Below are 14,838 nucleotides of genomic sequence, written 5' to 3'. Positions count from 1 at the left end.
GTTGGAAATCATGGCCCCAAGCGCCATGACCCGTGGTAATCAGTGGACGACGTCTCTCGCGGACGCCCAGCCGGTCTCGTACTGGCTGGACGACCCCGGCAAACCCCGGCCCGAGCCCGCGCTCACCGGCTCCGACACCTGCGACCTGCTCGTCGTCGGCGGCGGCTACAGCGGACTGTGGACCGCGCTGATCGCCAAGGAGCGCGACCCCGGCCGGGACGTCGTCCTCGTGGAGGGCCGTGAGGTGGGCTGGGCCGCCTCCGGCCGCAACGGCGGCTTCTGCGCCGCCTCCCTCACCCACGGTCTGTCCAACGGGCTGACCCGCTGGCCCGACGAGATCCGCAAGCTGGAGGAGCTGGGCGCCCGCAACCTCGACGAGATCGAGGCGGCCGTCGCCCGCTACTCCATCGACTGCGACTTCGAGCGCACCGGCGAGATCGACGTCGCGACCGAACCGCACCAGGCGGCCGAACTGCGCGACTGGCACCAGGAGCTGGAGCGCGAGGGCCTCGCCGAGGGCGTCGAACTCCTCGACACCGAGGCCGTCCGCGAACAGGTCGCCTCCCCGACCTTCCTGGCCGGCCTGTACGACCGCCGGGGCGTCGCCATGCTCCACCCGGCCAAGCTGGCCTGGGGCCTGAAGCGCGCCTGCCTGCGGCTCGGGGTCCGGGTGTACGAGAACACGCCCGCCCTCGACCTGAAGCCGTCCGGCGCCGGCATGGCCGTCCGCACCCCGTACGGCGCGATCGGCGCCCGCCGGGTCGCCCTCGGCACGAACATCTTCCCGAACCTCGTCCGGCGCGTCCGCTCGTACACCGTCCCGGTCTACGACTACGCGCTGATGACCGAGCCCCTCACCGACGACCAGCTGGCCTCCATCGGCTGGAAGAACCGCCAGGGCCTCGGCGACTCGGCGAACCAGTTCCACTACTTCCGGCTCTCCGCCGACAACCGCATCCTGTGGGGCGGTTACGACGCGATCTACCCGTACGGCGGCCGCGTCCGCGCCGAGCACGACGACCGCCCCGAGACGTACGCCAAGCTCGCCGGGCACTTCTTCACCTGCTTCCCGCAGCTGGAGGGCGTCCGCTTCTCGCACGCCTGGGGCGGCGCGATCGACACCTGCTCGCGCTTCTCGGCGTTCTTCGGCACGGCCCACCAGGGCAAGGTCGCCTACGCGGCCGGCTACACGGGCCTCGGCGTGGGCGCCACCCGCTTCGGCGCGGACGTGATGCTCGACCTGCTGGCGGGGGAGCGCACGGAACGCACCGAGCTGGAGATGGTCCGCAAGAAGCCGCTGCCGTTCCCGCCCGAGCCCTTCGCGTGGACCGGCATCGCCCTCACCAAGTGGTCGCTGGCGCGCGCCGACACCCACGGCGGCCGGCGCAACCTGTGGCTGAAGACCATGGACAGACTGGGCCTCGGCTTCGACAGCTGAGGGCGCGCGGCGCGCCCGGTGATCCACGGGCGTACGCCCAGCTCGTCGGTGTGATCCGGTTCACTACCAACTGGTAGCCGGAACCCGCGTAATGATCGCCCCGGACCTCCCTCTCCCCTGTGACGCGACCAGCGTCGTCACGAGAGAGGGAGGTTCCGTCATGACAGGGCCCAAGACGGCGGTCGAGTGGCTGACATCCGTGGCTCCGGATCCGGAGGCCTGCCGGTGGGAGTGGGAACGCAATCCCCTCGGCATCGCGCTGCTCCCGGCGGGCCGGGCCTGGGACGTGCTCATCCTGCCCGGCGAACTCGGCTATCCGACGCTCGACGTGCTGAGCCGGGTGATCGACCAACCCGGGCCCGTGCTCGTCGACTTCGGCGACGCGCGGATGGGTTTCTTCGTGCCCGCGGGCACCGCCGCCCGCTGGCTCGGCACGGGGGTGCGCACCGCGGGGCCCGGCACCTGGATCGTGGTGCCCTACCCGGGGCGGGCCACCGGCGGGGTCCGCTGGCTGGTGCAGCCGGACGGCTCGGGCACCCTCACGGATCCGGCCCTGCTCGAACTGGCCATGCACGAGGCGGCGGCGGGCCTCGCCGGGAACGGGGGCCGATAGCGGTGCCGGTGCCGCGCGGCGGCGGTCTCCCGAAGTCCCCGACACGCAGGGGGTCTTGACAACAGAATTGGTCTGGACCAAGTTGGGCGCGCTCCACCCTCCCCATTCCCCCGTGCCCGGAGGCAGCAGTGGAACGCACCAGACGCAGCAGACCGTCCGAACACCGCCGAAGGATTCTCGCCGTGTGCACGGCCGCCGTTCTGGCCGTACCCGGTCTCACCGCGCTCTCGTCGGCCGCCCGTGCGGCCGACGCGGACCTCGCGAAGAACGGCGGGTTCGAGTCGGGCCTGGCCAACTGGACCTGTACGGCCGCGAGCACCGTCACCACCCCGGTGCACAGCGGCAGTTCGGCGCTGAAGGCGACCCCGGCCGGCAGCGACTACGCCCAGTGCTCGCAGACCGTGACGGTGAAACCGGACGCGCAGTACACGCTCTCCGGGTTCGTCCGCGGCAGCTACGTCTACCTCGGCGCGAGCGGCACCGGCACGACCGACGTCAGCACCTGGACCCAGTCCGCGGCCGACTGGCAGCAGCTGAGCACCACCTTCCGCACCGGCGCCTCGACCACCAAGGTCACGATCTACACGCACGGCTGGTACGGCACCGGCACCTACTACGCCGACGACCTCTCGCTGACCGGCCCCGGAGTCGACGCCGGCCAGCCGCCGGCCGTGCCCACCGGCCTCAAGACCGGCACGGTCACGTCCTCCTCGGTCGGCCTGTCCTGGACGGCGGTGCCCGGCGCGACCGGATACGCCGTCTACCGCGACGGGACGAAGATCCAGACCGCCACCGGCACCTCGGCGACCGTGAGCGGACTGACCGCGTCCACCGCGTACTCCTTCCAGGTCACCGCCACGAACGACGCCGGTGAGTCGGCGAAGTCGGCGACGGTCACCGCGACCACCTCGGCGGGCTCCGGCGGGGGCGGCGGAGGTTCCTCGGACCTGCCCACGCACGCACTCGTCGGCTACCTCCACGCGAGCTTCGCCAACGGCGCGGGCTACACCCGCATGGCCGACGTGCCCGACAGCTGGGACGTCATCGACCTGGCCTTCGGCGAGCCGACCTCCGTCACCTCGGGCGACATCCGCTTCAACCGCTGCCCGGTCACCGAGTGCCCGACGGTCGAGAGCGACGCCGACTTCAAGGCCGCGATCAAGGCCAAGCAGGCGGCCGGCAAGAAGGTGCTGATCTCGATCGGCGGCCAGAACGGCCAGGTCCAGCTCACCTCCACGGCCGCCCGCGACACGTTCGTCTCCTCGGTCTCGAAGATCATCGACACCTACGGGCTCGACGGGCTGGACATCGACTTCGAGGGCCACTCGCTCTCCCTCGACGCGAGCGACACCAACTTCAAGAGTCCGACGACCCCGGTGGTCGTGAACCTGATCTCGGCCCTGAAGACCCTGAAGGCCAAGTACGGCGCGAAGTTCGTCCTGAGCATGGCGCCGGAGACCTTCTTCGTGCAGCTCGGCTACCAGTACTACGGCACCGGGAAGTGGGGCGGCCAGGACCCGCGCGCCGGCGCCTACCTCCCCGTCATCTACGCCCTGCGCGACGACCTGACCCTGCTGCACGTCCAGGACTACAACTCCGGCTCGATCATGGGCCTCGACAACCAGTACCACTCCATGGGCGGCGCCGACTTCCACATCGCGATGACCGACATGCTCCTGACGGGCTTCCCGGTCGCGGGCGACGCGAACAACGTCTTCCCGCCGCTGCGCCCCGACCAGATAGCCATCGGCATGCCGTCCACCACGAACGCCGGCAACGGCTACGTGTCCCCGGCCGAGGTCACCAAGACCCTCGACTGCCTCACCAAGAAGACCAACTGCGGCACGTACACCACCCACGGCACCTGGCCGTCGCTGCGCGGCCTGATGACCTGGTCGATCAACTGGGACCGCTTCGGCGGCTGGGAGTTCTCCCGGAACTTCGACAGCTACTTCGGCTGAGGGCGCTCGCTCGTCCGGGCGAGGAGGAGCCACAGCGAGTACAGCAGCACCGCGCAGAGGCACCAGCTGGCCACCACGTCCAGTGGCCAGTGGTAGCCGCGCAGGACCAGACCGGTGACGACCGCCGCGTTCAGGGTCGCGCAGGCGATCAGCAGGGCGCGGCGGGCGCCGGTCGTACGGAGCCAGGGGAGGAGGAGCAGCGTCGCGGCGCCGTAGGCGACGGCGGCCGTGGCGGTGTGGCCCGAGGGGTAGTAGCCGTTGCCGGGTCCCATGACCGGGGGACCCGAGCGGGCGATCAGTTCCTTGAGCGGCACGATCACCGCCGGCACGACGGCCATCAGGACCGCGGCCGCCGTGGACGGGAGCCACCAGCGGTGGGCGCCCGCGCGGCGGGCGCGGACCGCCGCGTACACGAGGGCGGCGGCCAGGACGGGGACGGCGACCGTGATGTTGCCGAGGTCGGCGAGGAGTTCCCAGACGCGTGCCGGGTGGACGAGCCGGTCGCTGAGGCGTTCGTCCGCGCGGGCGAGGGGGCCGTGGGCCGTGACCTGCCAGGTGATCAGCGCGAAGAGGAGGGCCGGAAGGCCGAGAAGGAGGGTCGGCCGCCCCGGAACAGGGGGGGTGGTTCCGGGGCGGCCGTCCGGACCGGATTGTCGCGCGCCCCGGGGGGTTTGGGGCGGGCGACTGTCCGATCGGTGAGGAGAACCGGAGCCGGAAGCCCCGGGTGTGTGCGCGAGGGCACGACCAGGACGAAGCTGGGGAAGCGACGACCCGGAATCGCCCACAGTCCCCTGTGGGCGGGGTGTATCTCTCATCTGGGTAGAACCTACGGCAGGGTGTCCGGCTCCGACAGGCGGAATCGCGTCCCGTCATGCACCTCGCACACGTTCTTCACACGCTCCGACCGGGTACGCCGCGGCGCCGGAACCAAGCGGAATCCACCCTGTGATGGAGCTCCGGCGGTCCGGCGCCGCGGCGCATGGGGCCTCAGAGGGTGGAGAAGGCCTGCTCGATGATGTCGAGGCCCTCGTTGAGGAGGTCCTCGCCGATGACCAGCGGGGGCAGGAAGCGGAGGACGTTACCGTAGGTGCCACAGGTCAGGACCAGCAGGCCCTCCTGGTGGCACGCCTTGGCCAGCGCGGCCGTCGCCTCCGCGTTGGGCTCCTTGGTGGCGGCGTCCTTGACCAGCTCGATGGCGATCATGGCGCCGCGGCCGCGGATGTCGCCGATGATGTCGAACTTCTCCGCCATGGCCCCGAGGCGGGCCTTCATGATCGCCTCGATGTTCTTCGCCTTGGCGTTGAGGTCGAGCTCCTTCATCGTCTCGATGGCGCCGAGCGCACCGGCGCAGGCCACCGGGTTGCCGCCGTAGGTGCCGCCCAGGCCGCCGGAGTGCGCGGCGTCCATGATCTCGGCGCGGCCGGTGACGGCGGCGAGCGGCAGGCCGCCCGCGATGCCCTTCGCGGTCGTGATCAGGTCCGGGACGATGCCCTCGTCCTCACAGGCGAACCACTGGCCGGTACGGCAGAAGCCGGACTGGATCTCGTCCGCGACGAAGACGATGCCGTTGTCCTTGGCGAACTGGCTGATGGCCGGCAGGAAGCCCTTCGCGGGCTCGATGAAGCCGCCCTCGCCGAGCACCGGCTCGATGATGATCGCGGCGACGTTGTCCGCGCCGATCTGCTTGTTGATCATGTCGATGGCCTGCGCGGACGCCTCGGCGCCGGCGTTCTCCGGGCCGGTCAGCCAGCGGTAGCCGTAGGCGACCGGCACACGGTAGACCTCGGGCGCGAACGGGCCGAAGCCGTTCTTGTACGGCATGTTCTTGGCGGTCAGCGCCATCGTCAGGTTCGTCCGGCCGTGGTAGCCGTGGTCGAAGACGACGACGGCCTGGCGCTTGGTGTGGGCGCGGGCGATCTTGACGGCGTTCTCGACGGCCTCGGCACCCGAGTTGAACAGGGCGGACTTCTTGGCGTGGTCACCCGGCGTCAGCTCGGCCAGCGCCTCGGCGACGGCGACGTACCCCTCGTACGGCGTGACCATGAAACAGGTGTGGGTGAAGTCCTGGAGCTGGGCGGAGGCCCGGCGCACGACGGCCTCGGCGCTCGCGCCGACCGACGTGACGGCGATGCCGGAGCCGAAGTCGATGAGACGGTTGCCGTCGACGTCCTCGATGATCCCGCCGCCGGCGCGCGTGGTGAAGACGGGGAGCACCGATCCCACACCGGCCGCGACCACGGCGGTGCGCCGGGCCTGCAGTTCCTGCGACTTCGGGCCGGGGATGGCGGTGACGACGCGGCGCTCCTGCGGAAGTGCGGTCATGAGGGGCTCCCTGAGATCGTGCAGACGGGGTGGGCTGTGGGCGGCGGTGACGGTGGGGTCCCATCGACTGCCCCGGCGGACGCTGGTCCGGCTTCGCGGTCCTGCTGTTCCTTCTTTCTTCGCAGGCTAGGGCCGAGGACGGGGCGTCGGCATGCTCCATGTGGGCGTTGTCGGACGATTCGCTTGTCCGTGGTGGACATAGGGCCGGGTGCGGAGCAGGACGGGGAGGCGTAAAACCGCCGGTGACCCGGCCGCGTGGCGGGCCCGGCCGTGTAAACGGTGAACTCGCCCCGCAGGGGCACTAGATTGACCCGCGGACGAAGCACGGAGCGGCTGGTCAGGGGGCAAGGGCGATGAACAGCGACGGGACCCAGGACGCGCGGGGCACGCATGCCAACCCCGTACCGCGTCCGGCAGGGCCGCCGGACGGGCGGCCGGCACCGGACCTGCCCGCCGCCCCGCCCCGCCCCGCACGGGCCCCCGGCATGCCGCCACTGCCGGACGGGTCGGAGTTCGTGGCCTGGCTGCGCGCGCCCCGGCCGGACGCCGCTCCGGGCGTGTGGCGCTTCGGCCACCACCCGCGGCCGGAGGAGGAACCCGAACAGATCCCGGCCCGTCAGCTGCTCAGCGGCGCCGTCATCGCCTTCCTGGTCGGATGGCTGGTCTGGTCGCTGCTCTGGAACGGCTACCTCGGCGGCTGGTGGGTCCTGCCCCTCGAACTGTTCACCCCGGACTCCTGGCGGCACAGCGGCGACCGCGTCGGCAACGCGTTCCTCTGGTACGGCTACTACACGCTGATCGCCCTGATCATCATGGTCGTCGTCGGACGGCTCGGCCGCTGGAACGAGATCTGGCGGCGCTACGGACCGCCCGCCTGGCGAGGCACCGCACCGGTGAACGAGCGCCCGCCGGCCCCCGAGGACGACCCCGTCCAGTGGAACCAGCTCCGCGCGGCGGGCGCCACCGAGGCCGCCGACCGACTCGCCGCCGAGGCCCGCTGCGGGCTGATGCGCGACGTCGACCACGCCCGGATCGCCCGCGCCTGGCAAGGCGTACGCAACGGACGGCACAGCCTCGCCACCTTCACCGGCGCGGTGGTGAAGGACGGCTCGGCCGCCTGCCTGCACCCCTCCGGCGCACGCGACCTGCCCGGCCGCCTCGCCCGCCACGACCTGGTGACCGGACAGGTGCGCCTCGGCACGACCGCCGACGACGCCCGCAACCCCTACGCCTACCGCGGCACCGGCCTCGGCCTCGGACCCGACCTGCTGGGCACCTCGCTGCTCGCCGTCGGGCCCCCCGGATCCGGCAAGACCGGCGGAATCGTCTGGCCGCTCGCCGAGTCGCTGTGCCTGCACGCGCTCGCCGGACGGGCCGCCGTGGTCGTCGTGGGCGCCGCCGGTGCCGGACTCGGCCCCGTCGACGCGTACGACGTCGTCGTCCGCATCGGGCATCCCGACTCCGTCTACGACCTCGACCTGTACGGCGGGACCACCGACCCCGACGAGGCGGCCGCGGTGCTCGCCGAGGCGCTCGTAGGCGACCTGGCCGACCCGCACCCCGGGGGCGACAGCAGGCGCTCCACCACCGTGCTCGCCCAGCTGCTCGGCCCCTTCCGGGCCGTCCACGGCAGGTTCCCCTCCGTGCCCGAACTGCGCCAGCTGCTCGACGGCGCCCGCGGACCCCTGGACGCGCTCCGCAAGGGCCTGGAGGACGCCGGACAGGCGTCGCTCCTGCGCGAACTCGACGCCCGCGAACGCCAGACCGGGCACCCCGGAGACGTCGGCGGCGTCCTCGCCGACCGGGTGGCCCTGCTCGACCGGCCCGCCTTCGCCGGCTTCTTCGACACCTCGGGACAGTCCCGGCCCTTCTCGCTGCGCGCCCTCGACCACCCGGTGCGGGTCCGGATCGACCTGCCCGCGCGCGGGCACGCCGACGCCTCCCGGATCCTCGCCCGCCTGGTGCTCGCCCAGTTCTCGGCGAGCGTCGCGGTACGCGAGGACCGGTCGCTGTTCGCCTGCCTGGTCCTCGACGACGCGACCGGCGTCATCACCCCCGAGGCCGTCCGCGGCATCCAGCGGCTGCGCTCCGGCAACGCCGGGGCCGTCCTCACCCTGCGCACCCTCGACGACGCGCCGCGCGCCCTGCGCAGTCCCCTGCTGGGTGCCATCGGCTGCCGCATGGCGCTGTCCGGGCTCACCCCCTGGGACGGCCAGGACTTCGCCGAGGTCTGGGGCAAGGAGTGGATCGAGGCTCGCGACGTCACCGACCGGCAGATCATCGCCGAGACACCCGCGGGCAAGGCCGTCCACATGCTGCGCCGGGTGATCACCGGGAACGCGCCGACCGCCCGCGCGGTCACCGTCCGGCAGGTCGAACGGGAGCGCTGGTCCGCGTCCGAGCTGGCCCACGGGGTGCCGCCCGGGCACGCGGTGCTGTCGCTGACCAGCGTCAAGGGCGAGCACGCGCCACCGCTGCTGGTCGACCTGCGCGGCTGACCCGCCATGCCGTGTGCCTTGCCGCACGGGCACCTGGGGCGCAGGTCGTCCCGGCTGAGCTGGACGTATGGGCACGGGGTCACGCGGCGACCGTACGGTGAGGCAGAATCGACACAGGTCGTTCATACGCGGCGGCCAAAAGATCACAGAGATCACACCGGATCCGACCTGGGATCACAGAGATCACACAGACCTGACCTGAAGGCCTCATGCCCCCCACGCTCGCCTCGCTCGTCCACCACTCCGCACTCAAGCTCACGGTGCGCGCGGGCGAGGACCGGCTGGACGTACCCGTCCGCTGGGCGCACGTCAGCGAGCTCGCCGACCCCGTGCCCTACATGGAGGGCGGGGAACTGCTCCTGATCACCGCGCTCACACTGGACGCGGACGACCCCGACGTCATGCAGCGCTACGTGAAGCGGCTCGCCGGCGCCGGAGTCGTCGGACTGGGCTTCGCCGTCGGGGTCAACTACGACGAGATCCCCAAGGCCCTCGTCCAGGCCGCCGAGAAGGAGGGACTGCCCCTCCTCGAAGTGCCCCGGCGCACCCCCTTCCTCGCCATCAGCAAGGCCGTCTCCGCCGCCATCGCCGCCGACCAGTACCGGGCCGTCACCGCCGGGTTCGCCGCCCAGCGCGAACTCACCAAGCAGGCCCTCACCGACGGCCCCGAGGGACTCCTCGCCGCGCTCGCCGGACAGGTCGACGGCTGGGCGGCGCTCTACGACGCGTCCGGCGCCGTCGTCGCCACCGCGCCCGAATGGGCCGGACGCCGCGCCGCACGGCTCACCCCGGACGTGGAACGACTGCGGGAGCGGCCCGCACCGGCCAGCGCGGTGGTGGGCGGCGAGGACCGCGTCGAACTGCACTCCCTCGGCACCGGACGCAGGCCGCGCGCCGCCCTCGCCGTCGGGACCGCATCCGCCCTCGGCACCGCCGAGCGCTACGCCGTCCACTCGGCCATCGCCCTGCTCACGCTCACCACCGAACGCTCCCGGTCGCTGCACGCCGCCGAGCAGCGCATCGGCGCGGCCGTCCTGCGGATGCTGCTCGCCGGGGAACCCGACCACGCCCGGGCGGTCGCGGGCGACCTGTACGGCGGGCTCCTCGACGCGCCCTTCCGGCTGATCATCGCCGAGTCGGCGTCCGGGTCCGCCGCACGGGCCCACGCCGACGGCCACGCGCGCGTGGGCACGGCCACCCCCGCCAAGACCGCCGTCACCGTCCCCGACGTCAACGGCGACCCGCTGGGCGGCCTCGCCGAGGTCGTCGAGTCCGCCGCCGCCCGCGCCGGGGAGTCCGTGCTCGTCGTGCCCGAGGGCGAGCGCCTGGTCGTGCTCGCCGTGGACGGCGGCTCCGCCGTCACCGCTTGCGGGGACTACGCCGTGGTGCTGGAGGCCGCCCGCGCCGCACAGCGCGAGCAGCCCGCCGGGGACGAGGACGAACTCGTCGTCGGGCTCTCCGCCCCCGCCGGTCCGATCGCCGCGCGCGCCGCCTACAAGCAGGCCGAACAGGCCCTGTCCGTCGCCCGGCGGCGCGGTCGCTTCCTCGTCGAGCACGAGGAACTGGCCGCCGGATCCGTGCTGCCCCTGCTCGCGGACGACGCCGTACGCGCGTTCGCGGACGGACTCCTGCGGGCCCTGCACGAACACGACGCCACCGGCCGCGGAGACCTCGTCGCCTCCCTGCGGGCCTGGCTGTCCCGCCACGGCCAGTGGGACGCCGCCGCCGCCGACCTGGGCGTCCACCGCCACACCCTGCGCTACCGGATGCGCCGCGTCGAGGAGATCCTCGGCCGCTCCCTCGACGACCCGGACGTCCGGATGGAACTCTGGCTGGCCCTGAAGACGACGGCCGCGACGGGGGAGTGAGGCGGTCCCGCGACGGCGGGCCGAGGCATCCTCCGGAGGGGAAAACGCCGTCCGGGGCCCGGCGGGCTAGGCACTCCCTCACGACTAGGCCAATCCGGCGCACCCAGAGGCCCGACTGCTACGCGTCGGACAAACGACCCCCGCTGCCCGCGGCCCTACCGTGGACCCGGACAGGGCAAGACCGCCCGCTCCACCCCCAACCACGGAAGGGCCGGGACCCGACATGACTTCCCTTCACGCCTTCTGGCTCGCCGGCCGCCAGGTCACCGGTGAGACCACGTTCGACGTCACCTCGCCGTGGGACGGCCGGGTCGTCGGCCAGGTCAGCGTGCCCACCGAGGCCCAGGTCGAAGAGGCCGTCGCCGCCGCCCACGCCGTGCGCGACGAGTTCGCCGCCACGCCGGCCCACGTGCGCGCCGCCGCCCTCGACCACGTCTCGCGCCGCCTCGTGGAGCGCACCGAGGAGATCGCGCAGCTCATCTCCGCCGAGAACGGCAAGCCGATCAAGTGGGCCCGGGGTGAGGTCGGCCGCGCCGTCTCCGTCTTCCGGTTCGCCGCCGAGGAGGCCCGCCGCTTCAACGGTGGCGAGGCCCAGCGGCTCGACACCGACCAGGGCGGCCAGGGCCGCCTCGCCCTCACGCGCCGCTTCCCCAAGGGCGTCGTCCTCGGGATCGCGCCCTTCAACTTCCCGCTCAACCTGTGCGCCCACAAGATCGCCCCGGCCATCGCCGCCGGCGCCCCGATCATCCTGAAGCCGGCGCCCGCCACCCCGCTGTCCGGCCTGATCATCGGTGACCTGCTCGCCGAGACCGAGCTGCCCGCCGGTTCGTGGAGCATCCTGCCGGTCGCCAACGACAAGATGCCCGCCCTCGTCCAGGACGAGCGCCTCCCGGTCATCTCCTTCACCGGGTCCGAGAAGGTCGGCTACGCGATCATGGACTCCGTGCCGCGCAAGCACTGCACCCTGGAGCTCGGCGGCAACGGCGCGGCCGTCGTCCTCGCCGACTTCGCGAGCGACGCCGACCTGGACTGGGCCGCGACGCGCATCGCGACCTTCTCCAACTACCAGGGCGGCCAGTCCTGCATCTCCGTGCAGCGCGTGATCGCCGACGCCACCGTGTACGACCGGCTGCTGCCCCGCATCGTCGCCGCCGTCGAGGCCCAGGTCACCGGTGACCCGTCCGACGCCACGACGGACGTCGGCCCCCTCGTCAGCGAGGCCGCCGCCGAGCGCGTCGAGTCCTGGGTCGACGAGGCCGTCGCCGCCGGCGCCACCCTCCTGACCGGCGGCAAGCGCGACGGCGCCTCCTACGCGCCGACCGTCCTCGCCGACGTACCGGCCGACGCCACGATCTCCTGCGAGGAGGTCTTCGGCCCGGTCCTCACCGTGCACAAGGTCGACGGGGAGGCCGCCGCCTTCGCCGCCGCCAACAACTCCAAGTACGGCCTCCAGGCGGGCGTGTTCACCCACGACCTCCAGACCGCCTTCCGCGCCCACCGCGCCCTGGAGGTGGGTGGCGTGGTCATCGGCGACGTCCCGTCCTACCGCGCCGACCAGATGCCCTACGGCGGCGCCAAGCAGTCCGGCGTCGGCCGCGAGGGCGTCCGCTTCGCCATGGACGACTACACCTACGAGCGCGTACTGGTCCTGACCGGCCTCGCCCTCTGACCGAGGACACCGGCGAGACCACACCGAAGCCGACGGCCTGAGCCCACTGTGCGGGGGCTCAGGCCGTCGGCGTGTCCGCCCCCGGCCCCCCCAGGGCGCGATCGGCATTGGGCCGAACGCCGCGTGAGGGCTGGTGGGGTGACAGGGAATCGGGTACACGGGTACATACGATCGAGTAGCACCGGTCGGTAACGAAATGTCCCGTGTCCCCTATGCGCGGCGAGGTGAGCCTCATGTCCGCACCACCCCAACAGCCCACAGTCACCGAACGTGAGGCACGCCAGGTCGCCGAAGCCGCACGCGAACAGGACTGGCACAAGCCCAGCTTCGCCAAGGAACTCTTCCTCGGCCGCTTCCGCCTCGACCTCATCCACCCGCACCCGATGCCCGCGGACGAGGACGCCCAGCGCGGCGAGGAGTTCCTCGCCAAACTCCGCGACTTCTGCGAGACGAAGATCGACTCGGCCCGCATCGAACGCGAGGCGCAGATCCCGGACGAGACGATCGACGGGCTCAAGGAACTCGGCGCCCTCGGCATGAAGATCGACACCAAATACGGCGGCCTCGGCCTCACCCAGGTGTACTACAACAAGGCGCTCGCCCTCGTCGGCTCCGCCAGCCCCGCCATCGGCGCCCTGCTCTCCGCCCACCAGTCCATCGGCGTACCGCAGCCGCTCAAGCAGTTCGGCACCCAGGAGCAGAAGGACACCTTCCTGCCCCGCTGCGCCCGCACCGACATCTCCGCCTTCCTGCTCACCGAACCGGACGTCGGCTCCGACCCGGCGCGCCTCGCCACCACCGCCGTGCGCGACGGGGACGACTACGTCCTCGACGGAGTGAAGCTGTGGACGACCAACGGCGTCGTCGCCGACCTCCTCGTCGTCATGGCCCGCGTCCCGAAGTCCGAAGGACACAAGGGCGGCATCACCGCGTTCGTCGTCGAGGCCGGCTCCGAAGGCATCACCGTCGAGCACCGCAACGCCTTCATGGGCCTCAGGGGCCTGGAGAACGGCGTCACCCGCTTCCACCAGGTCAGGGTCCCCGCCGCCAACCGCATCGGCCCCGAGGGCGCCGGCCTGAAGATCGCCCTCACCACCCTCAACACCGGCCGGCTCTCCCTGCCCGCGATGTGCGTGGGCGCCGGCAAGTGGTGCCTGAAGATCGCCCGCGAATGGTCCGCGGCCCGCGAGCAGTGGGGCAAGCCCGTCGCCCTCCACGAAGCCGTCGGCTCCAAGATCTCCTTCATCGCCGCCACCACCTTCGCCCTCGAAGCGGTCCTCGACCTGTCCTCGCAGATGGCCGACGAGAACCGCAACGACATCCGCATCGAGGCCGCCCTCGCCAAGCTGTACGGCTCCGAGATGGCCTGGCTGATGGCCGACGAACTCGTCCAGATCCGCGGCGGCCGCGGCTTCGAGACCGCCGAGTCGCTCGCGGCCCGCGGCGAGCGCGCCGTCCCGGCCGAGCAGATCCTGCGCGACCTGCGCATCAACCGCATCTTCGAGGGCTCCACCGAGATCATGCACCTGCTGATCGCCCGCGAGGCCGTCGACGCCCACCTCTCCGTCGCCGGCGACCTCATCGACCCCGAGAAGTCCCTCTCGGACAAGGCGAAGGCGGGCGCCAACGCCGGTGTCTTCTACGCCAAGTGGCTGCCGAGACTGGTCGCCGGATCCGGACAGCTCCCGAACTCCTTCGGCGAGTTCAAGCACGAGGTCGACCTCTCCCCGCACCTCCGCTACGTCGAGCGCAGCGCCCGCAAACTCGCCCGGTCGACCTTCTACGCCATGTCGCGCTGGCAGGGCCGGATGGAGACCAAGCAGGGCTTCCTCGGCCGGATCGTCGACATCGGCGCCGAACTGTTCGCGATGAGCGCCGCCTGCGTCCGCGCCGAACTCCTGCGCAGCACCGGCGACCACGGCCGCGAGGCCTACCAGCTCGCCGACGTCTTCTGCCGGCAGTCCCGCATCCGCGTGGAGGAACTCTTCGGACGCCTCTGGTCCAACACCGACGACCTCGACCGCACCGTGGTCAAGGGCGTCCTGTCGGGCACGTACACCTGGCTGGAGGAAGGCGTCGTCGACCCGTCCGGGGAAGGACCCTGGATCGCCGACGCGACCCCCGGACCCAGCGAGCGCGAGAACGTCCACCGCCCCATCCGCTGACGCCCCCGCCCCGCCGGACACCGCGAGGTCGCGGCACCGCCCTTCGACGGCGGACCGCGACCACGCCGTGCCCGCGCGGGGCACGGGCTGTCCGGGACCGTGAGGTGCCAGGGGCGTTCGGCCCGGCGGTCCGGGACGGCGAGGTCGAACGGACCTTCGGCCGCCGACAATCCTCCGCCTCCGCATGCCTTCGTCGGCGCGCCTGCCGCGCCCGCCCCCGCGAACGGTCCGCCGGGACGGAGCCCGACGGCCGACGGCGTACCGCCCACCGTCTCTCCACCACCGCAGCCACCTGACCTGCGGT

General features: G+C 72.3%; 9 protein-coding genes. 7 read left to right on the top strand and 2 right to left on the bottom strand.

Going from position 1 to position 14,838, the window contains the following annotated elements:
* Nucleotides 1–10: 10 nt before the first annotated feature.
* The 3 genes from OG406_RS12280 (at nt 11) to OG406_RS12270 (ending at nt 4,012) form a co-directional block, all read left to right on the top strand.
* On the top strand, nt 11–1,438 hold the full coding sequence (locus OG406_RS12280) for an NAD(P)/FAD-dependent oxidoreductase (protein ID WP_164371067.1): 1,428 nt from the start codon (nt 11–13) through the stop codon (nt 1,436–1,438).
* A 160-nt stretch (nt 1,439–1,598) separates the two neighbouring features.
* Nucleotides 1,599–2,051, top strand: a complete 453-nt coding sequence (locus OG406_RS12275) for a hypothetical protein (RefSeq protein WP_329185712.1) — start codon at nt 1,599–1,601, stop codon at nt 2,049–2,051.
* Nucleotides 2,052–2,179: 128 nt separating this feature from the next.
* Nucleotides 2,180–4,012 carry a chitinase gene (locus tag OG406_RS12270; protein ID WP_329185710.1) on the top strand — a complete coding sequence of 611 codons (1,833 nt, stop codon included), beginning with the start codon at nt 2,180–2,182 and terminating at the stop codon, nt 4,010–4,012.
* On the opposite strand, the gene OG406_RS12265 is transcribed toward OG406_RS12270, so the two are convergent.
* Together OG406_RS12265 and gabT are read right to left on the bottom strand one after the other, a co-directional pair.
* On the bottom strand, nt 4,000–4,797 hold the full coding sequence (locus tag OG406_RS12265) for a phosphatase PAP2 family protein (protein ID WP_329185708.1): 798 nt from the start codon (nt 4,795–4,797) through the stop codon (nt 4,000–4,002). The two genes, OG406_RS12270 and OG406_RS12265, sit on opposite strands and share 13 nt — an antisense overlap.
* 202 nt (nt 4,798–4,999) lie before the next feature.
* A complete protein-coding gene (gene gabT, locus OG406_RS12260) occupies nt 5,000–6,334 on the bottom strand; it encodes a 4-aminobutyrate--2-oxoglutarate transaminase (protein WP_081219711.1) in 1,335 nt (444 codons plus the stop codon).
* 353 nt (nt 6,335–6,687) lie between these two features.
* Here gabT and OG406_RS12255 point away from each other — a divergent pair, with 353 nt between their 5' ends.
* The 4 genes from OG406_RS12255 to OG406_RS12240 all read left to right on the top strand — a co-directional run bounded on the left by OG406_RS12255 (nt 6,688) and on the right by OG406_RS12240 (nt 14,534).
* Nucleotides 6,688–8,832: an ATP-binding protein gene (locus OG406_RS12255; protein ID WP_327408828.1), complete on the top strand. Its 2,145-nt coding sequence runs from the start codon at nt 6,688–6,690 to the stop codon at nt 8,830–8,832.
* 209 nt (nt 8,833–9,041) lie between these two features.
* Nucleotides 9,042–10,700 carry a PucR family transcriptional regulator gene (locus tag OG406_RS12250; protein ID WP_329185705.1) on the top strand — a complete coding sequence of 553 codons (1,659 nt, stop codon included), beginning with the start codon at nt 9,042–9,044 and terminating at the stop codon, nt 10,698–10,700.
* 223 nt (nt 10,701–10,923) lie between these two features.
* The gene (locus tag OG406_RS12245; RefSeq protein ID WP_266846486.1) at nt 10,924–12,369 is read left to right on the top strand and encodes an aldehyde dehydrogenase family protein; all 1,446 of its coding nucleotides are present in this window, start codon (nt 10,924–10,926) and stop codon (nt 12,367–12,369) included.
* 233 nt (nt 12,370–12,602) lie between these two features.
* On the top strand, nt 12,603–14,534 hold the full coding sequence (locus tag OG406_RS12240) for an acyl-CoA dehydrogenase family protein (protein WP_329185701.1): 1,932 nt from the start codon (nt 12,603–12,605) through the stop codon (nt 14,532–14,534).
* Nucleotides 14,535–14,838 lie beyond the last annotated feature (304 nt).

The organism is Streptomyces sp. NBC_01428, assembly GCF_036231965.1.
GTDB lineage: Bacteria > Actinomycetota > Actinomycetes > Streptomycetales > Streptomycetaceae > Streptomyces.
The sequence above is the reverse complement of the archived record's forward strand: the minus strand, read 5'-3'. Positions and strand labels throughout refer to the sequence as shown.

Bases quoted from the DNA above. Each gene is read 5' to 3' on its own strand.
- OG406_RS12245 (WP_266846486.1), top strand. From the start codon at position 10,924: ATGACTTCCCTTCACGCCTTCTGGCTCGCCGGCCGCCAGGTCACCGGT.
- OG406_RS12250 (WP_329185705.1), top strand. From the start codon at position 9,042: ATGCCCCCCACGCTCGCCTCGCTCGTCCACCACTCCGCACTCAAGCTC.
- OG406_RS12240 (WP_329185701.1), top strand. From the start codon at position 12,603: ATGTCCGCACCACCCCAACAGCCCACAGTCACCGAACGTGAGGCACGC.
- OG406_RS12255 (WP_327408828.1), top strand. From the start codon at position 6,688: ATGAACAGCGACGGGACCCAGGACGCGCGGGGCACGCATGCCAACCCC.
- OG406_RS12275 (WP_329185712.1), top strand. From the start codon at position 1,599: ATGACAGGGCCCAAGACGGCGGTCGAGTGGCTGACATCCGTGGCTCCG.
- OG406_RS12280 (WP_164371067.1), top strand. From the start codon at position 11: ATGGCCCCAAGCGCCATGACCCGTGGTAATCAGTGGACGACGTCTCTC.
- gabT (WP_081219711.1), bottom strand. From the start codon at position 6,334: ATGACCGCACTTCCGCAGGAGCGCCGCGTCGTCACCGCCATCCCCGGC.